Genomic DNA, 22,890 nt, shown 5'->3' on the forward strand with positions numbered 1-22,890 from the left:
ATCCCGGCCGGCACCTCGCAGCAGGGCGAGCTCTAGCACCCGGGGGCGGGGTCGCTCCCGACCGTAGGCCTCCGCTGTTTCGCGCGCGTTTCCGGCGGGCGGCGCGCGATCCGGATCCGGAGCGGCCCCGCCCCCGGGTGCTAGAGCTCGCCCTGCTGCGAGGTGCCGGCCGGGATCGGGACGAGCCGCGTCACGACGGGAGGCTGGGCGACGAGTCCGCGGATCGCCGCGTTGAGGCGGACGACCGGCTCGCCGGCGCCGTGCGCGTCGAGCAGGTCGCCGCTCGTCCACTTCTCCAGCATGACGATGGTGCCGTCGGGCGAGTCGTGGATCGCGTAGAGCTCGCAGCCCTCCTCCTCGTGCACCTCGATGCCGCGCCGCCGCGAGACACCGGTGACGAGAGCGGTCCTGCCCTGCAGGGGGAGGAGTGCGGACACGGGGAGCCTTTCGATCGCGCCCGAGCGGGCCGGAGGGTGCGGGCCGGAGGGAGCGGGCCGGAGCGACGGGGATCGGGAAGGCCTCAGCCGCACTGCACGATCTCCACCGTATCGAGCCGCCGGTGGCCTCCGTCCGGCGATGAGGTGCCCCTCAGACCTGCTGGGAGATCCGCAGGCCCCGTCCCCGGGAGAAGCCGAGGCGCGAGTAGCTGTCCGCCAGCCGCTCGTCGCCGGCGACGGCCACGACGACGCCTCCCGCGGGGACCGTGGCCAGCAGCTCCCTCGTCGCGAGCACCGCCGACAGGCGGGTCCCGGGGCGCTGCGAGAACGCCATCACCGTCCACCGCCGCCCGGGAGGCGTCTCCGCGCCGACGGCCTCGGTGAGGGGGGTCCCGACCAGCAGGGCCCCGCCCCCACGGCTCCGCCCAGGAGCGCCGCGAGGACCAGGACCGCGCCGAGCAGCCCCGAGAGCGCGACCCACACGGCCGCCACCACGGCCAGCAGGACGACCGGGACGGTGACGGCGATGCTCACCAGGGCGTCGGCGACCGGCCGGTAGCGCCCGAAGACGACCAGCCCGTTCCGGTCGGCCGTCTCATGGGCGGCGCGGCGGATCACGGAGGGCGCGAGCGAGAGCAGCGCCGTCGGGAAGGCCAGGACGGCGAGGACGCGGTGGCGCGTGAAGGCGCGCACCATCAGCCACGAGACGGCGGGCAGACGTCCCCATCCGACCGGTGCCGACGCCGCTGCCATCGAGCCAGTCTGCGCGATCGGGGAGGCGCGGGGCCACCCGGTACGAGGACGCCGCTCCGGCTCCGCTGCGCGAGGGAGGCCGACGCGGACTACTCCTCGTCCGCCCGGTAGACCTTCCGGAACGCGTCCTTGCGGGCGATCCTCCCGCCGCGGAACTCGTAGATGTCGCAGCCCCGCGTGACCTGGGGTCGGCCGTCGGGGCCGGTCCCGGTGAAGGACCAGGTGGCCGCGCCGCGCGTCCCGGCGATGAGGGGAGCCCCCTCCTCGTGCCGCTCCTGTCCGGTGTCGAAGGCGAGCATGAGCGCGAATCCCTCGCGGACCTGCTCCTTGCCCGTCCAGGTGCGGCCGGGCTCGGGGCCCACGGACGCGCCGTAGACGCAGTCGTCGGTCATGTGACTCATCAGCGCTTCGAGGTCGTGGCGGGTCCAGGCGTCGCTGAACGCGGCCAGCACCTCGGGCGTCATCTCGCTCGTGCTGGTCTCGGTCGAAGAGGAGTCGTCCATGGCGGGCCTCGGTCCTTCTGATCGGTGGACCGTCGTCGGTCGCTCTGCGACCGTGGCAGGTGAGCGGCCGCAGTGGCAACGCCCTCTAGCGGTCATGTCCGGAAGCGGACGGCCGGCGGATCAGCGGTCCGTCGACCCGCCGACCAACGGGTGAGCGCGACGGCGGGGGGCGGTGCGCTGCGGGCGGCGGGAGCGGCCGCCGAGGCGACCCGCTCCACCGGGCACTGCCGCGTCCCGATGCTGAGCCCCTTCGTGAAGGCCGTGCCGAAGTCGGACGCGGGCCGGCCCTCCTCCGCCTCCTCGGTCGCGGCTCCCGGGTCGCCCGAGGCGGCCGGATGCTAGGCGCTCGCCGCCTCCTCCGCCACCTCCTCCCCGCCGACCGGCGCCGGCGCGCAGGATGAGGAGCACCGGTCGCGGCGGGCACCGACCCCGCACCCGACCGGCACCGAGACCGCCACGAGCCCGCGCCGGCGGGAGGACAGCGAGAGCACCATGGGATTCTGGGGACCGACCGACGAGACCCGCGGCACGCGCCCGGTCGACGAGCCGCTCGGCGAGCTGGAGCTCGTGCACGCCTTCACCAGCGGGCCGATGCCCACCGGCGTCAGCGTCTCGCACACCGGGCGGATCTTCGTGAACTTCCCGAAGTGGGGAGACGAGGTCCCGGCCACGGTCGTGGAGCTGGTCGACGGAGCGGCGGTGCCCTACCCGGACGAGGCCTGGAGCACGCCGTCGGGAATCGACGACGCCGGCGCCCTCGTCTCGGTGCAGAGCATCGTCGTCGATCCGGCCGACCGGCTCTGGATCCTCGACACCGGCAGCCCGATGTTCGAGCCGACGAAGAAGGGCGGCCCCAAGCTCGTCCGCGTCGACCTGGCGACCGACACCGTCGAGCAGGTGATCCTCCTCGAGCCGGACGTCGCCCTGCCGACCACCTACCTCAACGACGTGCGCTTCGATCTGCGGCGCGGCATCGCCTACATCACCGACTCGGCCGACTCCGGCCCGAACGGGATCATCGTCGTCGACCTCGAGGCGGGGACCGCCTGGCGCCGCCTGCACGACCACCCGAGCACGAAGGCGCTCACTCCTCCGGAGCTCGTGCCGATGGCCGAGGGCCGCGTGCTGATGAAGCGCCCGGCCGACGGCGACCCTCAGCCGGTGACGATGGGCGCCGACGGCATCGCGATCTCGGCCGACGGCGAGCGCCTCTGGTACTGCCCGCTCGCCTCCCGCCGCTGGTTCAGCGTGGCGACGGCGGCCCTGGTCGACCGGTCGGTGCCGGACGAGGACGTCGCGGCGACCGTCGTCGACGAGGGCGACAAGGGTGGGGGAGCGGACGGCCTCGAGACGGATGCGCTGGGCCGCTTCTACGCCACGAGCTACGAGAACAACGCGATCGTCCGCCGTCGCACCGACGGCATGATGGAGACGATCGTGCACGACGAGCGGCTGCTCTGGCCGGACACCATGTCGATCGCGACGGACGAGCACCTGTACGTCACCGCGAACCAGCTGCACCGCCAGGCCGACTACCAGGGCGGCACGGATCTGCGGACGTACCCGTACTCGCTGTTCCGGGTGCGGATCGGCGCGGGGCCGGTTCTCCTGCGCTGAAGGCCCCCGCCTGGTCGCCTGCGCCGAGATCCGCAACGCGGATCAGCGCCAGTGGGCGAGCTCCGTGCGGAGGGTCGCGCGGGCGCGGGCGAGCAGCCCGCGGACGGTCGAGGTCGTGAGGCCCAGCTCGTGCGCGATCGCGTCGTAGCTGCACTGCTCCAGCTGGCGAAGCTCCCAGCAGCGGCGCTGGGCCGGGGGCATCGCGGCGAGCACCCGGTTGGCGTCGGCGGCGAGCGATCCGCAGTGCGCGGCGTGCTCCGGGTCGTCGGCGGCGGAGGCGGGGAACTCGTCGTCCAGCTCGGCTCGCAGCCGCGAGACGCTGGAGCGGAGCCGGTCGACGCTGCGGCGGCGCGCGGTCGTGACGAGCCAGCCGGCGATGGTCTCGCCGTCGATCACGCTGTCCACGTGGGTCCACGCCGCGAGGAACGTCTCCTGCACCACGTCGTCGACGTCGGCGCTGCTGCGGAGGGTGCGGGCGGCCGTCGCGCGGAGCAGACCGGTGTAGCGGCGGACGATGGTGGCGAACGCGCGGTCGTCGCCCTCCGCGGCGCGGATGACGAGCATCCGGTCCGAGTCGGGTTCGAGCAGCGCGAGCGGCGGCGCGGCGAGGGTCGAGGGGCGGGCCCTCGGGAGGCGTGCGGGGGTGGTGGCGGTGAGCATGCGGACTCCGGTCGACTTGATGTGCAGGCATGATTCGGAGGCGCGCTCCCGCCCGGTTTCCCGGGGCGGGACCCCAGTGGGAGGGGCAGGTCTGTCCGGTTTCCGGGGACGTCAGCGCCGCCGCGACCACCAGCGGCGGGACCGCTCCGGCTCGGCGGCCGCCCGGGCCTCGGCCTCGGCGGCGCGATCGGCGCGCCGCTGCGACCAGGCGGCGACCTCCTCGTCGACGTCCCGGAGCGGGGTGACGACGGGCGGCCCACCCAGCAGCTGGCGGCGCGCCTCGATCACCCGCGTGTTGAAGTCGGCGAGCTCGGCGCGCACCTCCCCCTCGCGGTGCAGGCGGTCGAGGCGCTCGTCGAGCGCGCGGTCCTCGGCGCGGAGGAGGAAGGCGGCCGGGCCGATCCCGGTGAGGTTCTCGCGCTCGATCTTGCGGCGGATCCACCAGTCCGGGTCGTGGGCCGCGCCCAGGTCCGGAAGCGGCTTCCCCGATCCCGGCAGGTCGTCGAAGTCGCCGCGGCGGATCGCGAGCTGGATCGCCGTCTCGACGAACGCGGCCCGCTCGAGCGGATCCTCCGGCAGGGCGGGCTGCTCCGCCTCCTCCTCGCCCGCGGCGCCGGCCCGGTACCGGGCGGCGCGCTCCCTCGCATCCGACATCCCTCCACGCTAGATCGGGCTCCTCGCTCCGGGCAACCACCCCTCCCGCCGTCTCCGTGGTCGGCGGGCGCCGCGGGTCGACATCGCCGGACCGGCGTGCGTAGTATCGATACTCAATAACATCGACGATCGATAAGGAGCACGCCATGACGAGTGTCATCCCCAGCGGACCGGTCCGGGAGCGTCCGCGCGTGTTCCGGGTGGCCAGGGCGGTCCTGCTCATCGTCGCGGTCTTCTCCGTGCTCACCGCGCTCCTGCAGACCTGGACCGTCACCACCGGGCGCACCCTGCTGGTCTTCGGGGGAGCGGACGGCCGCCTCCCGCTCCGGAGCCTCCCGCAGCTGCTGCAGGCCGAGCCGCGCGAGGGCACCGCGCCCACGCTCGCCGACGCCGCCCTCTCCCTCCGCCTGCTCGGTGCGCTGCCGAGCCTCCTCCAGGCGGTCACGATCGTCCTCGCCACGGTCTTCCTCCTGCGGGTCCTCCGCGGCATCGCGGCCGGACGCCCGTTCGACCCCTTCGTCCTCGCGAACTGGCGCCGTCTGAGCCTCGCCCTGCTGATCGGAGGAGTGGCGCAGGGCCTCGCCGACACCGCGGCCGGCCTGTACCTCAGCTCCGGCATCGGCCTGCTCTTCGCCGCCGGCCGGGTGACCGACGAGCAGCGCGATGCCTTCCTCGGCGGCGACTACCAGGCCATCGGGACGAACCTGCCGCAGTGGCCCGTCCCCGTCCTGCTCGCCGGAGTGGTGGCCCTCGCCCTGACGGCGGCGTTCCGCGCCGGCGCGAAGCTCGAACGGGACGTCGACGGCGTTGTCTGAGCCCGCCGACGACGAGAGGCACCGGATCGACTGCCACCTCGGAGCAGTGCTGGCCGAGCGCGGCGTGACCCTCACCGCCCTCTCGGCCCGCACCGGCATCACGATGGCGAACCTCTCCATCCTCAAGAACAACCGCGCCCGCGCGATCCGCTTCACGACGCTGACGCTCATCTGCGACGCGCTCGACTGCACCCCGCAGGAGCTGTTCTCGATCCGGGCCGTCGACGAGCGGGGGTAGCGGCGGGCGGATCGGCCAGGGGATCTCTGCGGGGCCGATGGTAGGGACGCCGTCCGATCCGACCGTCGATCGAGCAGGCCTCAGTCGCGCTCCACGTCCGCCCCTCCTGGGATCGGCCGGAGCTCCCCGGAGCTCGCTCTCGTCCCGACCCATGGATGAGCCTCACCAGCGCGGTCGGCGGCCTCGGCCATCGACCGTCCACAGGGGAGCGAGCTCGTCAGCGGGACCGTCGAATGCGCCTCCGGTGGATGCCGGCGGCTGCTCGCGGTCGTCCCGCCCGAGACGATGACTCCCGAGCAGTTGTCGCGCGAGCGCGGAACGACCCCGCAGACACGCATCGCGGGAACCCTCCGGGACCCTCGCTCCATCTCCGTGACTTCCACTGTCGAAGGGCCCCTCCTGAAGATCCGGGCCGACTACTGGTCTCAGGAGTACATCCCCTGGGGACGTGTGCGAAGCGTCCTCGTGCGTGCTTCCGCGAAGCGGTCCCGTCGCGCTGTGCGATCTCCCTGAGACGGGAGCGGTGTACCCGTCGACGAGGCCGCCGGTCATCGACCCCGCGAGGAGCGCCCGCTTCAGACCCGCACCGACGACGAACACGTCGATCGACCCGGGGTTCCCGAACGGGAGACGGACCGTGATGCACGTCTGGTCGTGCTGAGCGGCGGTCAGCGGTCGAGGACTTGACGAATGACGAAGACCCGGTTCTCCGTCGACTCCCGCCCCACCGGGTCGAACCCGCTCGCCGTCATCACTGAGACCCTGCTCGAGCCGGTCGGCGTGCTCGTGCGCGCAGCGCTGCGGCCGCTTCCCGCCCGCTCAGTCCAGCGGGTAGCCCGGCAGCCCGTCGATGCTGACCGCGTTGCGCGTGGCTCGGTACTCGGCCATGCCGTCGGGGCCCTTCTTCTCGGCCTGGAGGAGGAGCAGGTCGCGCTCGCCGACCGGCTCCATCACCGGCACGCCCCAGCCGCACGCGTCACTGATGCGGGTGAGCTCGACGGTGACGACCGCGCGGGTGCTCGGGTGGTCGGGGTGCTGCTCCGCGACCTCGGCGAACGCCTCCGAACCGGGCAGGTGCACGGAGCCGGTGCCGTGCAGGCGGACGATGCGCGGACGCGGTCCGAACGACGCGAACATCAGGCACACGCGCCCGTTCTCACGCAGGTGCGCGATCGTCTCGACTCCGCTGCCCGTGTAGTCGACCCAGCCGACGCGCCGCGGGCCCAGGATCGAGAACGAGTCGTGGCCGCGCGGCGACATGTTGACGTGCCCGTCGGCGGCGAGGGGCGCGGTGGCGACGAACCACATCGGCTGCTCGTGAATCCAGGAGGAGAGGCTCTCGTCGATCTCGTCGTAGACGTGCGCCACGGGGTCAGGCCCCGGCCGCGCGGCGGACCAGCTCGGTGACGGCGACGCGCGTCTCGGCGTCGGCGGAGACGAGCGCGTAGGCGGTCGGCCAGATCGTGCCGTCGTCGAGCTGGGCGCCGTCCTGGAAGCCGAGGGTCGAGTAGCGCGTGCCGAACTTCGCGCCGGGCTGGAAGAAGACGATCGCCTTGCCGTCGGAGCGCGCGTAGGCGGGGAAGCCGTACCAGGTCTTCGGGAGGAGATCGGGGGCGGTCTCGCCGACGACCTCGTGGAGCATCTGGGCGATCGGCCGCTCCTCGTCGGTCATCGCGGCGATCGCGGCCTCCGCGTCCCTGCGGTCGGCGTCGGCCTTGTCGGCGCTCTTCTGCCGCTTCGCCTCCGCCCGCAGCTCGGCCGCGCGCTGCTTCATCGCCGCGCGCTCGTCCTTCGAGAAACCGTCTTCGGAGGCCATGTCCGCCCGTCCCGTCCGTCTGCGGCTCCCGGTCCGGGAGCGTCCCCGCACATCGTGACAGCGCCGCACTCGCCGCACAACGGCGGGACCGGGCGCGACCGCGCCCCCCGGAAGCCCAGCCTCCGCGGTTAGCGTGGGCGGATGCGCCTCCTCCTGATCCGCCACGGCCAGACCCCCTCCAACGTCGCCGGGCTCCTCGACACCCGCATCCCCGGACCCGGGCTCACCGACCTCGGCCGCACCCAGGCCGCTGCGCTGCCCGGTCGGCTCGCCGGCGAGGGGATCGGCGCGCTGCTCGTCTCGACGATGGTCCGCACCCACGAGACGGCCGCCCCTCTCGCCGCGGCCCTCGGGCTCGAGCCGATCGAGCGCGACGGCATCCGCGAGGTCGCTGCCGCGGGGCTCGAGATGCGCGGCGACGTCGCGGCGGTCGAGGAGTACATGGGCACGGTCTTCCGCTGGGCCGGCGGCGAGACGTCGATCCGGCTGGCGGGCGGCGAGACGGGCGACGAGTTCGCGGCGCGCTACGACGCGGTGGTGGCGGAGGCGGAGGCGCTCGGGCACGAGGTCGTCGCGCTGGTCAGTCACGGCGCGGCCATCCGCTGCTGGGCGGGTCTGCGCTCCCTCGACCTCGATGCGCGCTTCATCGCCGACCACCTGCTCGACAACACCGGCGTCGTCGTCCTCGAGGGCTCGGGCGACGCGTGGACGCTCGTGTCCTGGCAGGGCGAGCCCGTCAGCGGAGTCGGCGCGGCGGCCCCCTCGGGCCCGGCGGGCGAGACCACCGTCTGAGCTGCAAGCCTCCTCGCCGGTCGAGCAGCGGCGGATGGAGTCCGGCCGGAACGAGCGCCGCCGGCCGCGCCATCACGGTAACGATCGCGCAACACTCCGGAAACCAGCTCCGACCAGCACATTCGCTCGCGCCGATCGGTTCATCACCACCCCTGGACCCGCCCCCGCAATTGTCCGACGTTTGCCCCTCGGCAGCTCCGCGGCTACCGTGGTCGGCGGTCCTCACAGGCCCCGATGAACCGGTCCGCGCTCGCACGGCGTCCCCCCAGGACGCGCCGCGATCGTACGGTCAACGGGAGTGGAGGCGGCCCCGAGGCCGCCTCGGACGCTCTCGCCTCCACCCCCTGCCGCGCTGAGCGGCGGGACGCACGCGGAGGCTCGACGCACGGCTGTCCCACGCTCCCGACCCGGCACCACGAGATGAGCGCAGGGCGTCGTCCCTGCGCGCCGACGGAGTGTACGTGCACCAGAACCAGCAGATCATCAGCGAGCCCCGGAGCGAGGCGGGCGCCGATCCCGCGACCCCCGCTCTCGAGGCCCGCCACCTCTTCAAGGTGTTCGGCCGGAAGCCCGACGAGGTCGTCCGCCGACTGGGCGAGGGCGCCGACCGCGGCGAGCTCGCCGGACTCGGCACGGCCGCGGTGATCGACGCGTCCTTCACCGTGCACCGCGGCGAGATCTTCGTCGTGATGGGCCTCTCCGGCTCCGGGAAGTCCACCCTCATCCGCATGCTGAACGGGCTCCAGGAGCCCTCCGCGGGCGAGGTCCTGATCGAGGGCTCCGCCACCACCGGCGTCTCCGAGGCGGAGCTGCGCCGCGTGCGCCGCTCGTCGGTGTCGATGGTGTTCCAGCACTTCGCGCTCCTCCCGCACCGCACCGTGCTCGACAACGTCGCGTACCCGCTCGAGATCCAGGGCGTCCCCGCGGCCGAGCGCCGCGAGCGGGCGATGCTCGCGGTCGAGCGCGCCGGTCTCGCCTGCTGGCACGAGAAGATGCCCGACGAGCTCTCCGGCGGCATGCGCCAGCGCGTCGGCCTCGCCCGGGCGCTCGCCGCCGACACCGACATCGTGCTGATGGACGAGGCGTTCTCGGCGCTCGACCCGCTGATCCGCCGCGAGATGCAGGAGCAGCTGATCGAGCTGCAGCACGAGCTCGGCAAGACCATCGTCTTCATCACGCACGACCTCAACGAGGCCATGTTCCTCGGCGACCGCATCGCGGTGATGCGCGACGGCCGCATCGTCCAGATCGGCACCCCGGAGGAGATCCTCACCGACCCGGCGAACGACTACGTCGCCCAGTTCGTGCAGGACGTCGACCGCGCCCGCGTGCTCACCGCCTCCGCCGTGATGGAGCCCGCCCGCTCCGTGGTCACCCTCGCGGCCGGTCCCCGCGCCGCGCTGAGGAGCATGCGCGACCTGCAGACCTCGGCCGCGTTCGTGGTCGGCGGCGGACGCCGCCTGCTGGGCACGGTCCGCGACCGCGACGTGATCGAGCAGGTGCGCCGGAGCACCGGCGACCTCTCGGCGGTCCTCACCTCCGACGTCGTCACCGTCGGTCCGGACACCGCCCTCAGCGAGGTCATCGAGCCCGCCGTCGAGTCGGCGCTGCCGGTCGCCGTGGTCGACGCCGACGGGCGTCTGCTCGGAGCGATCCCGCGGGTGACCCTGCTCGCGGCGCTCGGCAACGTGCCCGCCCGCACCGGCGAGCACCCGGTGATCGAGCCGCCCGCCACCGTCTCGACCGAGGTCGTCACCGCGACCCTGCACGCGACCGGAGGCCCCGTCGAGGACGCCGTCCTCGCGGCGGACGGAGGTGCACGATGACCGATCTCGGCTTCCGCCTCCCGCTCGGCGCCCTCGCCGAGGGTGCCGTCGACGTCCTCACGCAGACCTTCCAGCCGGTCTTCGACCTGCTGCGCACCGTCTTCGGCGCCCTCTACTCCGGCGTCGACCTCGTCCTCGCGACGCCGCCCTTCTGGGTGATCGTCGCCTTCCTCGCCGTACTGGCCTACGCCGTCCGCGGCTGGGTCTTCGCGGCCGGCACCGCCGTGGGGCTCCTGCTGATCGTGGGGGTCGACCAGTGGGAGAACGCGATGGACTCCCTCGCGCTGGTGCTCGTCGCCTCCGTGATCGCCATCGCGCTGAGCGTGCCGCTGGGCGTGCTCGCCGCGCGCAACCGCACGGCCTCCGCGGTCATCCGGCCCGTGCTCGACCTGATGCAGACGATGCCGGCCTTCGTCTACCTGATCCCCGCGCTGATCCTGTTCCGGGTCGGAGTGGTGCCGGGCATCGTCGCGACCATCGTGTTCGCGATGGCGCCGGGCGTCCGGCTCACCGAGCTGGGCATCCGCGGCGTCGACCCGGAGCTCGTCGAGGCGGGGGAGTCGTTCGGCTCCTCGAAGTGGCGGATCCTCCGCCAGATCCAGCTGCCGCTGGCGCTGCCCTCGATCCTGGCGGGCCTCAACCAGGTCATCATGCTCTCGCTCTCGATGGTCGTCATCGCGGGCATGGTCGGCGCCGGAGGGCTGGGCGGCGACGTCGTCGCGAGCCTCAACCGGATCGATGTCGCGCTCGGCTTCGAGGCGGGCATCTCCGTCGTGATCCTCGCGGTCGTCCTCGACCGGATGACCGGCGCGCTGGGCTCGCCCTCGCCGGCGAGAGTCGCCCGGGCGAAGAACCGCCGCGCCGTCGTGGCGACCCGCTCGGCCGTCGGCGTCGTCTCGATCGGCCTGGTCGCGTCCCTCGGGGCCGCGACCCTCGCCGCTCCCGCCACCGCCGCCTCCGTCGACAACGGCGACCGCACCGACGTGACCGTCGCCGTGTTCCAGGGCTGGGACGAGGGGATCGCCGTCTCCGCTCTGTGGGAGGCGGTGCTCGAGGAGCAGGGCTACGACGTGACCCTGCAGAACGCCGACGTCGCCCCCGGCTTCCAGGGCCTCTCGACCGGCGACTACGACCTCGCCCTCGACACCTGGCTGCCGCTCACCCACGCCCGGTACGTCGAGCAGTACGGCGACTCGATCGTCGACCTGGGCGCATGGAACGACGAGGCGAAGCTGACCATCGCGGTCAACGAGGACGCCCCGATCGACTCCCTCGAGGAGCTCGCCGCCGACCCGGGCGTCGTCGGCAACCGCCTGATCGGCATCGAGCCCGGCTCCGGTCTCAACAAGGCGACGACCGAGGACGTCATCCCCGGCTACGGCCTGGAGGGGATGGACTACCTCACCTCGTCGACGCCGGCCATGCTCCAGGAGCTCTCGAGCGCGACCGCCGCGGGCGAGAACATCGCCGTCACGCTCTGGCGCCCGCACTGGGCCTACGACGCCTTCCCGGTCAAGGACCTCGAGGACCCGAAGGGCCTGCTCGGGCAGGCGGAGGGCATCCACTCCTTCGGCTCGGCCGCGTTCGACGCGGACTACCCGACGATGAGCCGCTGGATCCGCGACTTCCGGATGGACTCGAAGACGCTCTACTCGCTCGAGAACGCGCTGTTCAACGACGGGGCCGCCGACCGCTCCGCAGCCCTCGCCGCGTGGATGGACGAGAACCGGGAGTACGTCGACACGCTGATCACCTGATCCGCCACCACGACGAAGGCCGAGAGGCCGGGCGGCCCCGGACCAGGGCTGTCCCGGCCTCTCGGCCTTCGTCGCGCAGGGGTCAGGCGGCGCTGACCCGGCGTCCCGCGGTGGCGCGGACGAGGAGGGTGACCACCAGCACCACGGCGGCGGCGACCAGCGCGGCGATCCCGGCGGGGACCGAGACGAGCTCGCCGGCGAAGCGGCCGACGGCGACCCAGGAGAGTCCCCAGACGAGCGAGAGCATCGGGGCGATGCGGCCGCGGCCGGTGACCGCGATCAGGAGTCCGACGAGCGCGGCGACGGCGAGGACGACGACCGCCCAGACCGCGGCGCCCGGACCGTCCGCGCTGCCGACTCCCGCGCCGACGAGCCCGGCGGTGACGTTCGCGGCCGTGGCCACGCACACCCAGCCGAGGTAGAGCCCGAAGGTGCCGTCCGTCACGATCGCGTCGACCACTCCGGCCGACCGGGTGGTCCGCAGGATCACGAAGATGCGCGCGAGCACGGCGAGCAGCAGGGCGATCACGACGACGCTGAGCGTCAGGAAGCCGGCCTGGACGACCAGGATCCACGCGGCGTTCAGGAGGAGGCTGGCCGCGGCCCAGTAGCCCAGCCGGCGGTGGCGGGTGCGGGCGGTCTGCGAGGGCAGGAACTGCCAGATCGCGTAGGCGATGAGGCCGGTGTAGATGACGCTCCAGATCGCGAAGGCGGGGCCGTCGGGAGCGATGGGGGTCGAGGACGCGGTCAGGGCGCCGCCGGCCGCGTTCTGGATCTGCGTGCCGCCCGCGGCGCCCGAGCCGATGAACGAGCCGATGAGGGCGAGCACCGCGCTCACGGCGACGACGACCTGGCGGATCCGGTCGGCGCGGTCGGGGGTTCGTGTGGCGGTCATGTCGCTCCTCCATTAATCAGCTGGCTGAGTAATGAGAGTAGCGCGATTCCGCTCCCCGTCCACTGGGGCTTGCGGCGCGGCCCCGGCCCTGGATGAGGGCCGGGGCCGGATTCTCAGGCGCGGGCGGCCGCGTACTGCTCGCGGATCACAGGGCGGTGGTCCGGCGCGGGCTCGGCCACCGAGGTGACGGTCCACGTCGGGCGCGATCCGGTCAGCGCCCAGGCGGCCTGCACGGCGGCACCGTCGGCCACGTACTCGCCGGGCGTCGGCACCTGCACGGGCACGTCGAACACCTGCGAGGCAGCGAGCTGCACGGCGCGGTTCTGCGCGGCTCCGCCGATGAGGAGGATGCGCCGCGCCTCCACTCCCTGCGCGCGAACGGCGTCGAGGCCGTCGGCCAGTCCGCAGAGCATGCCCTCGATCGCCGCGCGGGCGAGGTTCGGGCGCGTGGTCGAGGCGATGGTCATCCCGTGCAGGCTCGCGGTCGCGTCCGGCAGGTTCGGCGTGCGCTCGCCCTCGAAGTAGGGGACCAGCACGAGGCCGTCGGCACCCGGCTCCGCCTCGAGCGCCAGTGCGGCGAACTCGTCGAAGTCGCTGCCGAGCAGGGTCGCGGTCGAGGCCAGCACGCGCGCCGCGTTGAGCGTCGCGACCAGCGGCAGGAAGCGCCCGCTCGCATCGGCGAAGCCGGCAACGGTCCCGGAGGCGTCGCGCACCGGGTCGTCCGTGACGGCGAAGACGGTGCCGCTCGTGCCGATGCTGACGACCACGTCGCCGGGGCCGGCGCCGAGGCCGAGCGCGGCGCCCGCGTTGTCGCCCGCGCCGGGGCCGACGACGAGTCCGCTCTCGGTGCGGCCCGCCTCCTCCGAGGGGCCGAGCACGCGGGGGAGCAGCGGGCGGTGGCCGAGGGCGCGCTCGAGCAGGTCGAGGTCGTAGCCGTCCGCTCCCCAGTACGAGGTGCCGGACGCGTCGGACCGGTCGGTCGTGAGCGCGTCGAGCTGCGGACCACGGGCGGAGTCGGGGCCGTAGCCGAGCAGGCGCCAGGTCAGCCAGTCGTGGGGGAGCGCGACGGCGGCGACACGGGCGGCGTTCTCGGGCTCGGCGTCGCGCAGCCAGCGGAGCTTGGTGGCGGTGAAGGAGGCGACCGGCACCGATCCGGTCCGCTCCGCCCAGGCCCCGGCTCCGAGCTCCTCGATGAGCGCGGCGGCGGCGGGCGCGCTGCGGGTGTCGTTCCAGAGCAGAGCGGGGCGGATGACGGCGCCGCTCTCGTCGAGGACGACCATGCCGTGCTGCTGGCCGCCGACCGAGATCGCGGCGACGTCGTCGAGCCCGCCGGCGTCGGCGAGGGCGAGCTGCAGCGCCTCCCACCACGCGGCCGGATCGACCTCGGTGCCGTCCGGGTGGCTCGCCCGGCCGGTGCGCACCACGGCGCCGGTGTCGAGGTCGCGGACGACCACCTTGCAGCTCTGGGTCGACGAGTCGATCCCTGCGACGAGCGTCATCGCTGTCCTCTTTCGTTGGGGGTACGGGTTCGGGCGTCCGGTGCGGAACCGGGCCGGATGCAGGAGAACGGACGAGATCCCGTGCCGGTGCAGGGGATCTCGTCCGTCTCAGGTCGTCCCGCGGCTGACCGCGGGCTCAGGAGGTGCGGGTCAGCCGCGGGCGCCGAGCAGGTGCTCGGTGGCCAGCTGCTGCAGGCGCACGAAGCCGAAGCCCTTGCCGCCGAGGTAGGCGTCGGCGTCGAACGACTCGTACGAGGCGGTGTCCGCGAGCAGGTCGTCGTACGACTCGCCCTCGTTCAGCGTCGGGGTGGAGAGCTCGGCGACCTTCGCGGCGGCCAGCGCCTCCTGCACCTCGGGGTCGGCGCGGAAGGCCGCGGCGCGCTCCTTGAGCAGCAGGTAGGTGCGCATGTTCGCGGCGGCCGAGTCCCAGACTCCGGTCTCGTCCTCGGTGCGCGAGGGCTTGTAGTCGAAGTGGCGCGGGCCGTCGTAGGCCGGGACGCCGCCGGGGCCGCCGTTCTCGAGGAGGTCGACGAGCGAGAACGCGTTGTGCAGGTCGCCGTGGCCGAAGACCAGGTCCTGGTCGTACTTGATGCCGCGCTGGCCGTTGAGGTCGATGTGGAAGAGCTTGCCGTGGTACAGCGCCTGGGCGATGCCGGCGGTGAAGTTCAGGCCCGCCATCTGCTCGTGGCCGACCTCGGGGTTCACGCCGACGAGCTCGGGGCGCTCGAGGGAGTCGATGAACGCGATCGCGTGGCCGAGCGTCGGCAGCAGGATGTCGCCGCGGGGCTCGTTCGGCTTGGGCTCGATGGCGAAGCGGATGTCGTAGCCCTTGTCGGTGACGTAGTCGCCGAGCAGGTTGACGGCCTCGCGGTAGCGCTCGAGCGCGGCGCGGATGTCCTTGGCGGAGTCGTACTCGGCGCCCTCGCGGCCGCCCCACATGACGAAGGTCTTCGCGCCCAGCTCGGCGGCGAGGTCGATGTTGCGGAGGACCTTGCGCAGCGCGAAGCGGCGGACGTCGCGGTCGTTCGAGGTGAAGCCGCCGTCCTTGAAGACCGGGGCGCTGAAGAGGTTGGTGGTGACCATCGGCACGATGAGGCCGGTGGACTCCAGCGCGCCCTTGAGGCGGTCGATCTGGGTCTGGCGCTCGGCGTCGGTGGAGCCGAAGGCGAACAGGTCGTCGTCGTGGAAGGTGAGGCCGTAGGCGCCGAGCTCGTCGAGCTTCTCGACCGCGTGGACGACGTCGAGCGGCTCGCGGGTCGGGCCGCCGAACGGGTCCGTCCCGTTGTAGCCGATGGTCCAGAGGCCGAAGGAGAACTTGTCGGCGCGGGTGGGGGTCAGGGACATGGGATCCGAATCCTTTCCGGCGACGTCGCCGAATTGTTGTTGGGCCCAACATATCCCGTGAGGGTCGGGAGGCGCAACGAGCGGAAGGCCCAGCGCGTCGCCCTCCGGCCCCTCGCGGGTGCCGCCCGCCCGAGCCGCGGAACCGCTCGCGGAGCGGGCCGGCGCCCGGGGAGGTCGTCGCGAGGACCGCTTGCGCAAGCGCTTCGACTGTGCGTACAGTCGCTCCAGCACGACCGGTCGAAGCGCTTCGAAGCCCGACCGCGACCGACGACGACGTCCGGCAGGAGGAGCCATGGCGACCATCCACGACGTGGCCCGCGCTGCCGGAGTCTCGATCAGCACCGTCTCCTACGCCCTCTCCGGCAAGCGCTCGATCGCCGCCTCCACCCGGCAGCGCGTCGACGACGCGGTGCGCCAGCTCGGCTACCGGCCCCACGCGGGAGCCCGGATGCTCGCAGGGGCGCGGACCCACATCCTCGCCCTCTCCGCGCCGATGCGCGGCGAGCTGCACCTGCCGACCCACATGCGCTTCGTCACCGAGGTGCTCGAGCGCGCCCGGGAGTCGGACTACGACGTCCTGCTGCTCGTCACCGACGAGGCCTCCAGCGGCATCGGGCGCGTCTCCTCCTCCTCGCTCGTCGACGGCATCGTCCTGATGGGCGTCGACGACGACGACGACCGCGCCGAGCTGATCCGCGCGGCGGGGGTCCCCGCCACCTTCATCGGCGTGCCCGCCGACTCCCACGATCTCGCCTGCGTCGACCTCGACTTCGCCGAGGCCGCCCGCCAGAGCGTCCGCCGGCTCGCTGAGCTGGGCCACCGCTCGCTCGGCCTGCTCGAGCATCCGCAGTCCTACACCGACCGCAACGCCGGCTTCGTCCGCCGCTTCGACGAGGCGTTCCGCGCCGAGGCCGCAGCGCTCGGAGTCGAGATCGCGGTCGAGCGCCCGCACATCGGCCGCCCGAGCGCACAGGCCGCGATCGACGCGATCCTCGCCGCACCCGTCCCGCCCACCGCGCTCGTGCTGCACTGCAACGAGCCCGTGGCGGAGGCGGCGATCGAGCGCGTCCTCGAGCGCGGCCTCTCCGTCCCGGGCGACCTGTCGATCCTGGCGGCCTGCGCCAGCTACGACGGCGGCGCCCTCCCTGTCCCCACCAGCAGTCTTCCCCTCCCGTTCGACGCGATGTGCCGAGCGGCCGTCGCGCGGACCCTCCAGCAGATCGACTCCGGCCGCACCGTCGGCGTCGAGCTGCTCCCGCCCTCCTACGTCGACCGCGGATCCCTCGCGGTCGCTCCGATCGGCGCTCCGGTGCCGGCGGTCCCGTCCGGCACTCCCGCGCCGGCCTCCCTCTAGTCCTCCACCCTCTTCCCGCCCGCTCCGGCTCTGCGCACTGTCGAAACGCTTCGACACCGCGCCTCCGTGAGAGAGCGCTCCCTGCACCACCTCCGCAGCACCACCGCACCGTTCGAAGGAGAACCACCGCAATGTCGCTCCGATCCCGCTCCGCCTTCCACCGCCCGACCGCCGGTCTCAGCCGGCGCAACCTCCTCGCCGGCGGAGTCGGCCTCAGCGCGATGTTCGCGCTGGCCGCCTGCTCCGGTGGCGGCCCCGACGCCGGCTCCGACGCGCTCTCGACCACGGTCGACGGCGCCGGCCGCACCCTCACGCTCTGGGACTTCGAGACGCCCGACAGCGACCGCGGCATCGCCTGGCTCGCCGCCCGCGACATCTTCACCCAGGAGACGGGGGCCGAGATCGCGTACGAGTTCAAGGCCTTCGAGCAGCTGCGCACCGGCGCCAGCCAGATCTTCAACTCCAACTCGGCGCCCGACGTCGTCGAGTACAACAAGGGCAACGCGACCAGCGGGCTCCTCTCGAGCCAGGGCCTGCTCACCAACCTCGACGAGGCGGTCGCGTTCTACGGCTGGGACTCGCTGATCCCCGGCGCGCTGCAGACCACCGCGAAGTACGACGAGAACGGGATCATGGGCTCCGGCTCCTGGTACGGCATCCCCAACTACGGCGAGTTCACCTTCGTCTACTACAACAAGGACGCCTTCGCCGCGAACGGCCTCGAGGTCCCCACCACCTACGAGGAGTTCACGGCCGTCCTCGACGCCTTCGTGGCCAAGGGGATCACCCCGCTGGCCGAGGCCGGCGCCGAGTACCCGCTGCAGCAGCTCTTCTACCAGCTCGCGCTGCTGAAGGCCGACCGCTCCTGGATCACCGACTACCAGACCTACACGGGCGAGGTCGACTTCGAGGACGCGGCCTGGAGCTACGCGGCCGACCAGCTGAAGACCTACGTCGACAAGGGCTACTTCTCGGCCGACGCCTCCGGGCTGAAGGCGGAGGACGCGGGCACGGCGTTCATCTCGGGCGAGTACCCGATCTTCTTCTCGGGCTCCTGGTGGTTCGGCCGCTTCAAGACCGAGATCACCGGATTCGAATGGGACACGTTCCTCTTCCCGGGCGCCGAGTTCACGATGGGCTCCGCCGGCAACCACTGGGTGATCCCGGAGACGGCGAAGAACAAGGACCTCGCCTACAAGTGGATCGACATCACGATGCGACCCGAGATCCAGAACCTCATCGGCAACAACGGAGGCATCCCGCTGGTCGTCGACGAGAGCGCCATCACCGACGAGAAGAGCAAGGCGCTGCTCTCGCAGTGGAAGACGGTCGTCGACGGCGACCAGCTCTCCTTCTACCCCGACTGGCCCACCGCGACCGTCTACGACGACCTGGTCGCCGCCACGCAGGAGCTCATCAACGGCTCCTCCGACGAGTCCGCCATGCTCTCCGACCTCCAGGCCAAGTACGACGACGGAGTCGCCGACATCAAGTGACTCGGAAGCGTCACGTGACGTCGGCCACGGCGGCCTACCCCGCGCCTGCAGGCGCGGAACGGCAGCGGAAGACCTGAGGACGTGACGGCGACCCCTCGAGGGGGTCGCAAGAGCACCGCCGAGCCTCCACCCCCCCGCTGGATGCCGCTCCGGTACGCAACACGCCGTCGCCTCCGTACCGGAGCGGCATACCGCCCCAGCACACCCACGACCCCGTCCGACCTAGGAGTACCCATGACGACGACAGCACCTCGTCGCGCGGAGAGCGCGCCGCCTCCCACGACGCCGCCCCGCGAGAAGCGCTCCGGCGGCTACTGGCTCTACCTGATCCCCGGGTTCGTGCTCTTCACGTTCATCGTGCTGATCCCGCTGATCTGGAACGTCTACATCAGCTTCACGTCCTGGCGCGGCATCAAGCCGCCGATCTTCATCGGCCTCGACAACTGGATCGAGCTGATGGGCGACGACCAGTTCTGGACCTCGTTCCTCAACTCGGTCTACATGATCATCGCGATGGTGATCGTCCCCACGATCCTCGGACTCCTGCTCGCGGCGATCCTCTTCGATCTCGTCGGCAAGAAGTTCGGCGGGCGCCTGGCGAGCTTCCTCCGCGCCACCTACTACCTCCCGCAGATCCTGCCGACCGTCATCGCCGCGATCGTCATCGGCTGGATCCTCCGCCCCGACAACGGCGCGCTGAACTCGATCCTCGAGGCCGTCGGGCTCGGCTCCCTCTCGCACGACTGGCTCGGCAAGCCGGACACCGCGATGCTCTCGATCATGGTCGTGATGATCTGGGTGCAGCTGGGCTACCCGGTCGTCATCTTCATGGCGGCGCTGCAGCGCGTGGACCCCGAGCTCTACGAGGCGGCGGAGCTCGACGGGGCGAACTGGTTCCAGCGCTTCCGCTGGATCACGGTCTCGATCATCCGGCCCGAGATCTTCGTGGTCACCCTCACCTGCACCATCGCCGCGCTGAAGGTCTTCGGCCCGATCTACGCCCTGACCCGCGGCGGCCCCGGCGACTCCACGATCGTCCCCTCCTACTACTCGTACACCGAGTTCTTCCAGAAGCAGCAGGTGGGCTACGGCGCCACCATCGCGACCGCGCTCACGATCGTCATCGTGATCCTCGCCGTGCTGTTCATCCGCGCCCAGGAGCGCGTCGAGCGCAGCGAAGGAGCCCGCTGATGTCGGCCATCGAGACCCTGCCCCTCACCCAGGCCGGCACGGAGGACGCGGACCTCTCGTCCTCCCGTCCCGCCAAGCCCGCGAAGGGCACGACGAAGCGCACCCTCGGCGACTGGGTGATCCTCGCCGTCGCCGTGGTGATCGGACTCGTGATCATCAGCCCGGTGCTGCTGATCCTGCTCAACTCCTTCAAGACCCCCGCGGAGTACTCGGCGAACGGCCCGCTCGCCTTCCCGACCGGCCTCTCCTTCGACGGCCTCTCGACCTTCTGGAGCCGCGTCGACTTCCCCGAGAAGCTCGGCAACTCGATCCTCATCTCGGGGTCGGTCGCGATCCTCGCCGTCGCCCTCTCGGTGCTGAACGCCTACGCGATCGGCATCGGCCGGGTCCGCGGCCGGAGCTGGATCATCGTCCTGTTCCTGCTGGCGAACATGCTCCCGCAGGAGGCCCTGCTCTACCCGCTGTACTACATGTTCAAAGCGGTCGGGATCTACGACACCCAGCTGTCGGTCATCGTCATCTTCACCGTCATCCAGTCGGCGTTCGGCACCTATCTGCTCTCGAGCGTCTACGGCACCTTCCCGAAGGAGGTCCTCGAGGCCGCGGCTCTCGACGGCGCCTCGAAGTGGCAGGTCCTCACCCGGGTGATCGTCCCGATCTCGCGGCCCACCCTCTCGGTGCTGATGATCTTCTTCTTCATCTGGACCTGGAACGAGTTCCTCATCCCGCTGGTCTTCCTGGTGAGCGACGCGACGCAGACCGTCCCGATCGCGATCTCGAGCCTCCAGGGCGACAAGATCATGGACGTCACCACGACCAGCGCGAGCGCTCTCCTGGGCCTTCTCCCGACGCTGATCTTCTTCCTGATCTTCCAGCGCACCCTCACCCGCGGCATCACCGCCGGCGCGGTCAAGTAGCCCTCTCTCCCTCCGTCGGCGCCTCCCTCGCGGGATCCGCCGGCGCGCCATCGAAAGGCACCCCCATGAAGTTCACCGACGGGTTCTGGCAGACGCGGGCCGGATTCACGCCCCTGTTCGCGCAGGAGGCGTACGACATCCGCACCGACGGCACCTCGCTCGAGGTGATCGCCCCGACCCGGGTCATCCAGGGCCGCGGCGACGTCCTCAACCGGCCGGCGCTCACGGTCACGGTGTCCTCGCCGGCCGAGGGGGTCGCGCGGGTGCGGATCGAGCACTGGCGCGGGACGGCGGTGCGGCCCGGCTTCGAGCTGGCCGGGGGCGACGTCGGAGCGGCGGAGGTGACGGAGTCCGGCGGCGTGCTGCGCACCGGCGACCTCGAGGTCCGGATCAGGCAGGGCGCTCCGTGGTCGCTGGAGTTCTGGGACACCTCGACCGGCACGCGCCTCACCGGGTCCGGGCACAAGGCGCAGGGCTACCTGACCGGACCGGACGGAGCCGCCTACCTGCACGAGCAGCTCGACCTCGGCGTCGGCGAGCTGGTCTACGGGCTCGGCGAGCGCTTCGGCCCCTTCGTGAAGAACGGCCAGACCGTGGATGTGTGGAACGCCGACGGCGGCACCTCCTCCGAGCAGGCCTACAAGAACGTCCCGTTCTACCTCTCCAGCCGCGGCTACGGCGTGCTCGTGAACGATCCCGGCCTCGTCTCGTTCGAGATCGGCTCCGAGGCGGTCGAGCGCGTGCAGTTCTCGGTCGGCGGCGAGGCGCTGGAGTACCTGGTGATCCAGGGCCCGACGAAGAAGGACGTGCTGCGGCGCTACACCGGTCTCGCGGGCCGCCCCTCCGTCGTGCCCGCCTGGAGCTACGGGCTCTGGCTGACGACCAGCTTCACCACGAGCTACGACGAGGAGACGGTGAACTCCTTCATCGACGGCTTCGCGGAGCGGGAGCTGCCGCTGTCGGCGTTCCACTTCGACTGCTTCTGGATGCGCGAGTTCCAGTGGACCGACCTCGAGTGGGACCCGCGCACCTTCCCGGACCCGGAGGGGATCCTCGCCCGCCTGCACGAGCGCGGGCTGCACACCTGCGTCTGGATCAATCCGTACATCGCGCAGGCGTCGCCGCTGTTCGCCGAGGGGCGCGAGAAGGGCTACCTGCTCAGAACGGCCTCCGGCGACGTCTGGCAGTGGGACATGTGGGTCGCCGGCATGGCGCTGATCGACTTCACGAATCCGGAGGCGACCTCCTGGTTCCAGGAGAAGCTCCGCGTCCTCGTGCGCCAGGGCGTCGACTCCTTCAAGACCGACTTCGGCGAGCGGATCCCCTCGGAGGGCGTCGTCTGGGCCGACGGGACCGACCCCGAGGCCATGCACAACTGGTACACCCAGCTCTACAACCGCGCGGTGCACGAGGTACTCGAGCAGGAGCTCGGCGAGGGCCGCGCGGTCCTCTTCGCCCGCAGCGCCACGGTCGGCGGGCAGTCGCTGCCGGTGCACTGGGGCGGGGACAACACCTCCTCCTACGTGTCGATGGCCGAGACCCTGCGCGGAGGCCTCTCGCTCGCGCTGGGCGGGTTCGGCTTCTGGGCGCACGACATCGGCGGCTTCGAGGGCACGCCCGATCCCGGAGTGTTCAAGCGCTGGCTCGCGTTCGGCCTGCTCTCCTCGCACTCGCGGCTGCACGGATCCTCCTCGGTGCGCGTGCCGTGGGCGTTCGACGAGGAGGCCGTGGAGGTCACCCGGCTCTTCACCCGGCTGAAGCTCTTGCTGATGCCCTACCTCTTCGCGGCGGGGGCGGAGGCGGCGAGCACCGGCGTCCCGATCATGCGCCCGATGGCGCTCGAGTTCGAGGACGACCGCAGCGCCGCCCACCTCGACACGCAGTACCTGCTCGGGCACGACCTGCTCGTCGCTCCGGTGTTCACCGAGGACGGCACGGTCGAGTTCTACCTCCCGCGCGGGACGTGGACGAGCTGGTGGACGGGCGAGCGGATCGTCTCGACGGGGGAGTGGCGTCGTGAGGTCCACGGCTTCGACTCGCTGCCGCTGTACGTGCGCGAGGGTGCGGTGATCCCGGTGGGGGCCCGCCAGGACTCGGCCGAGTACGACTACCTCGACGGGCTCGAGCTGAGGGTGTTCCCGGGGCCGGACGGAGCGACGCCGGTCCGGGTCGTCGCGCACGACACGGGGGAGGAGACGGTCTTCACCGTGACGCGCACCGGCGGCGACGTCTCGGTCGACGGCCCGGCCGGCACCTGGACCTGGGTCGAGGCCTGAGCGGCGCCCTCCTGCTGATCGAGCAGCGGGCGCAGCCCTCCCCTCGAGAC

At 72.1% G+C, this 22,890-nt stretch carries 23 protein-coding genes; 12 read left to right on the plus strand and 11 right to left on the minus strand.

Annotated elements, in window-relative coordinates; all coding sequences use genetic code 11:
• Positions 1 to 140 precede the first annotated feature (140 nt).
• The 4 genes from C5B95_RS16000 to C5B95_RS16015 form a co-directional block, all read right to left on the minus strand.
• Positions 141 to 437 (minus strand): antibiotic biosynthesis monooxygenase, encoded by a 297-nt coding sequence (locus tag C5B95_RS16000; RefSeq protein WP_374954263.1) that lies wholly within the window; start codon positions 435 to 437, stop codon positions 141 to 143.
• Positions 438 to 588: 151 nt separating this feature from the next.
• Positions 589 to 771 (minus strand): hypothetical protein, encoded by a 183-nt coding sequence (locus tag C5B95_RS16005; protein WP_104347818.1) that lies wholly within the window; start codon positions 769 to 771, stop codon positions 589 to 591.
• The gene (locus C5B95_RS16010; protein WP_146076636.1) at positions 771 to 1,190 is read right to left on the minus strand and encodes a hypothetical protein; all 420 of its coding nucleotides are present in this window, start codon (positions 1,188 to 1,190) and stop codon (positions 771 to 773) included. Before C5B95_RS16010 ends, C5B95_RS16005 begins: the two co-directional genes overlap by 1 nt.
• 89 nt (positions 1,191 to 1,279) lie before the next feature.
• Entirely contained in the window at positions 1,280 to 1,693 is a 414-nt protein-coding gene (locus C5B95_RS16015; protein ID WP_208543359.1) for a nuclear transport factor 2 family protein, read from the minus strand.
• A gap of 150 nt (positions 1,694 to 1,843) precedes the next feature.
• Here C5B95_RS16015 and C5B95_RS17265 point away from each other — a divergent pair, with 150 nt between their 5' ends.
• Together C5B95_RS17265 and C5B95_RS16020 are read left to right on the plus strand one after the other, a co-directional pair.
• Positions 1,844 to 2,035, plus strand: a complete 192-nt coding sequence (locus C5B95_RS17265) for a hypothetical protein (protein ID WP_146076637.1) — start codon at positions 1,844 to 1,846, stop codon at positions 2,033 to 2,035.
• Positions 2,036 to 2,185: 150 nt separating this feature from the next.
• A complete protein-coding gene (locus C5B95_RS16020; protein ID WP_104349615.1) occupies positions 2,186 to 3,310 on the plus strand; it encodes an L-dopachrome tautomerase-related protein in 1,125 nt (374 codons plus the stop codon).
• A gap of 42 nt (positions 3,311 to 3,352) precedes the next feature.
• Here C5B95_RS16020 and C5B95_RS16025 read toward each other — a convergent pair whose 3' ends face one another.
• Complete coding sequence (locus C5B95_RS16025) at positions 3,353 to 3,970, minus strand: RNA polymerase sigma factor (RefSeq protein WP_104349616.1); 618 nt, start codon at positions 3,968 to 3,970, stop codon at positions 3,353 to 3,355.
• Positions 3,971 to 4,081: 111 nt separating this feature from the next.
• Entirely contained in the window at positions 4,082 to 4,624 is a 543-nt protein-coding gene (locus C5B95_RS16030) for a DUF1992 domain-containing protein (protein ID WP_104349617.1), read from the minus strand.
• A 146-nt stretch (positions 4,625 to 4,770) separates the two neighbouring features.
• Here C5B95_RS16030 and C5B95_RS16035 point away from each other — a divergent pair, with 146 nt between their 5' ends.
• Positions 4,771 to 5,439 (plus strand): hypothetical protein, encoded by a 669-nt coding sequence (locus C5B95_RS16035; RefSeq protein ID WP_104227364.1) that lies wholly within the window; start codon positions 4,771 to 4,773, stop codon positions 5,437 to 5,439.
• Entirely contained in the window at positions 5,432 to 5,677 is a 246-nt protein-coding gene (locus C5B95_RS16040; RefSeq protein ID WP_104224883.1) for a helix-turn-helix transcriptional regulator, read from the plus strand. Before C5B95_RS16035 ends, C5B95_RS16040 begins: the two co-directional genes overlap by 8 nt.
• A gap of 819 nt (positions 5,678 to 6,496) precedes the next feature.
• Here the strand turns inward: C5B95_RS16040 and C5B95_RS16045 are convergent.
• Complete coding sequence (locus C5B95_RS16045; RefSeq protein WP_104283915.1) at positions 6,497 to 7,045, minus strand: pyridoxamine 5'-phosphate oxidase family protein; 549 nt, start codon at positions 7,043 to 7,045, stop codon at positions 6,497 to 6,499.
• A 4-nt stretch (positions 7,046 to 7,049) separates the two neighbouring features.
• Positions 7,050 to 7,493, minus strand: a complete 444-nt coding sequence (locus tag C5B95_RS16050) for a hypothetical protein (protein ID WP_104349618.1) — start codon at positions 7,491 to 7,493, stop codon at positions 7,050 to 7,052.
• A gap of 141 nt (positions 7,494 to 7,634) precedes the next feature.
• Between C5B95_RS16050 and C5B95_RS16055 the strand changes: the two genes are divergently transcribed.
• The 3 genes from C5B95_RS16055 (at position 7,635) to C5B95_RS18020 (ending at position 11,868) form a co-directional block, all read left to right on the plus strand.
• Positions 7,635 to 8,285, plus strand: coding sequence for a histidine phosphatase family protein (locus C5B95_RS16055; RefSeq protein WP_104336165.1), 651 nt, complete (start codon positions 7,635 to 7,637; stop codon positions 8,283 to 8,285).
• Positions 8,286 to 8,746: 461 nt separating this feature from the next.
• Complete coding sequence (locus tag C5B95_RS16060; protein ID WP_374954264.1) at positions 8,747 to 10,111, plus strand: glycine betaine/L-proline ABC transporter ATP-binding protein; 1,365 nt, start codon at positions 8,747 to 8,749, stop codon at positions 10,109 to 10,111.
• A complete protein-coding gene (locus tag C5B95_RS18020; RefSeq protein ID WP_104349619.1) occupies positions 10,108 to 11,868 on the plus strand; it encodes an ABC transporter permease/substrate binding protein in 1,761 nt (586 codons plus the stop codon). Before C5B95_RS16060 ends, C5B95_RS18020 begins: the two co-directional genes overlap by 4 nt.
• 82 nt (positions 11,869 to 11,950) lie before the next feature.
• On the opposite strand, the gene C5B95_RS16070 is transcribed toward C5B95_RS18020, so the two are convergent.
• From C5B95_RS16070 to xylA, 3 genes are all read right to left on the minus strand, one after another.
• The gene (locus tag C5B95_RS16070) at positions 11,951 to 12,763 is read right to left on the minus strand and encodes a tryptophan-rich sensory protein (RefSeq protein WP_104224878.1); all 813 of its coding nucleotides are present in this window, start codon (positions 12,761 to 12,763) and stop codon (positions 11,951 to 11,953) included.
• A gap of 113 nt (positions 12,764 to 12,876) precedes the next feature.
• The gene (gene xylB / locus C5B95_RS16075; RefSeq protein WP_104227358.1) at positions 12,877 to 14,262 is read right to left on the minus strand and encodes a xylulokinase; all 1,386 of its coding nucleotides are present in this window, start codon (positions 14,260 to 14,262) and stop codon (positions 12,877 to 12,879) included.
• A gap of 150 nt (positions 14,263 to 14,412) precedes the next feature.
• Complete coding sequence (gene xylA / locus C5B95_RS16080) at positions 14,413 to 15,606, minus strand: xylose isomerase (protein WP_104224876.1); 1,194 nt, start codon at positions 15,604 to 15,606, stop codon at positions 14,413 to 14,415.
• Positions 15,607 to 15,898: 292 nt separating this feature from the next.
• Here xylA and C5B95_RS16085 point away from each other — a divergent pair, with 292 nt between their 5' ends.
• From C5B95_RS16085 to yicI, 5 genes are all read left to right on the plus strand, one after another.
• On the plus strand, positions 15,899 to 16,960 hold the full coding sequence (locus C5B95_RS16085) for a LacI family DNA-binding transcriptional regulator (protein ID WP_104292927.1): 1,062 nt from the start codon (positions 15,899 to 15,901) through the stop codon (positions 16,958 to 16,960).
• A gap of 131 nt (positions 16,961 to 17,091) precedes the next feature.
• A complete protein-coding gene (locus C5B95_RS16090; RefSeq protein ID WP_258060049.1) occupies positions 17,092 to 18,456 on the plus strand; it encodes an ABC transporter substrate-binding protein in 1,365 nt (454 codons plus the stop codon).
• Positions 18,457 to 18,690: 234 nt separating this feature from the next.
• Entirely contained in the window at positions 18,691 to 19,647 is a 957-nt protein-coding gene (locus C5B95_RS16095) for a carbohydrate ABC transporter permease (RefSeq protein ID WP_104224874.1), read from the plus strand.
• Positions 19,647 to 20,564, plus strand: coding sequence for a carbohydrate ABC transporter permease (locus C5B95_RS16100; protein ID WP_104349620.1), 918 nt, complete (start codon positions 19,647 to 19,649; stop codon positions 20,562 to 20,564). The genes C5B95_RS16095 and C5B95_RS16100 overlap by 1 nt, the downstream gene beginning before the upstream one ends.
• A 65-nt stretch (positions 20,565 to 20,629) precedes the next feature.
• Complete coding sequence (yicI, locus tag C5B95_RS16105; RefSeq protein ID WP_104349621.1) at positions 20,630 to 22,840, plus strand: alpha-xylosidase; 2,211 nt, start codon at positions 20,630 to 20,632, stop codon at positions 22,838 to 22,840.
• Positions 22,841 to 22,890: the final 50 nt, after the last annotated feature.

Source organism: Rathayibacter sp. AY1A7 (assembly GCF_002930845.1).
In the GTDB taxonomy this organism is placed as follows: domain Bacteria; phylum Actinomycetota; class Actinomycetes; order Actinomycetales; family Microbacteriaceae; genus Rathayibacter.

Bases quoted from the DNA above. Each gene is read 5' to 3' on its own strand.
- C5B95_RS16015 (WP_208543359.1), bottom strand. From the start codon at position 1,693: ATGGACGACTCCTCTTCGACCGAGACCAGCACGAGCGAGATGACGCCC.
- C5B95_RS16050 (WP_104349618.1), bottom strand. From the start codon at position 7,493: ATGGCCTCCGAAGACGGTTTCTCGAAGGACGAGCGCGCGGCGATGAAG.
- C5B95_RS16100 (WP_104349620.1), top strand. From the start codon at position 19,647: ATGTCGGCCATCGAGACCCTGCCCCTCACCCAGGCCGGCACGGAGGAC.
- C5B95_RS16085 (WP_104292927.1), top strand. From the start codon at position 15,899: ATGGCGACCATCCACGACGTGGCCCGCGCTGCCGGAGTCTCGATCAGC.
- yicI (WP_104349621.1), top strand. From the start codon at position 20,630: ATGAAGTTCACCGACGGGTTCTGGCAGACGCGGGCCGGATTCACGCCC.
- xylB (WP_104227358.1), bottom strand. From the start codon at position 14,262: ATGACGCTCGTCGCAGGGATCGACTCGTCGACCCAGAGCTGCAAGGTG.
- C5B95_RS16020 (WP_104349615.1), top strand. From the start codon at position 2,186: ATGGGATTCTGGGGACCGACCGACGAGACCCGCGGCACGCGCCCGGTC.
- C5B95_RS16090 (WP_258060049.1), top strand. From the start codon at position 17,092: ATGTCGCTCCGATCCCGCTCCGCCTTCCACCGCCCGACCGCCGGTCTC.
- C5B95_RS16095 (WP_104224874.1), top strand. From the start codon at position 18,691: ATGACGACGACAGCACCTCGTCGCGCGGAGAGCGCGCCGCCTCCCACG.
- C5B95_RS16070 (WP_104224878.1), bottom strand. From the start codon at position 12,763: ATGACCGCCACACGAACCCCCGACCGCGCCGACCGGATCCGCCAGGTC.
- xylA (WP_104224876.1), bottom strand. From the start codon at position 15,606: ATGTCCCTGACCCCCACCCGCGCCGACAAGTTCTCCTTCGGCCTCTGG.
- C5B95_RS18020 (WP_104349619.1), top strand. From the start codon at position 10,108: ATGACCGATCTCGGCTTCCGCCTCCCGCTCGGCGCCCTCGCCGAGGGT.
- C5B95_RS16025 (WP_104349616.1), bottom strand. From the start codon at position 3,970: ATGCTCACCGCCACCACCCCCGCACGCCTCCCGAGGGCCCGCCCCTCG.
- C5B95_RS16055 (WP_104336165.1), top strand. From the start codon at position 7,635: ATGCGCCTCCTCCTGATCCGCCACGGCCAGACCCCCTCCAACGTCGCC.
- C5B95_RS16010 (WP_146076636.1), bottom strand. From the start codon at position 1,190: ATGGCAGCGGCGTCGGCACCGGTCGGATGGGGACGTCTGCCCGCCGTC.
- C5B95_RS16035 (WP_104227364.1), top strand. From the start codon at position 4,771: ATGACGAGTGTCATCCCCAGCGGACCGGTCCGGGAGCGTCCGCGCGTG.
- C5B95_RS16030 (WP_104349617.1), bottom strand. From the start codon at position 4,624: ATGTCGGATGCGAGGGAGCGCGCCGCCCGGTACCGGGCCGGCGCCGCG.
- C5B95_RS16005 (WP_104347818.1), bottom strand. From the start codon at position 771: ATGGCGTTCTCGCAGCGCCCCGGGACCCGCCTGTCGGCGGTGCTCGCG.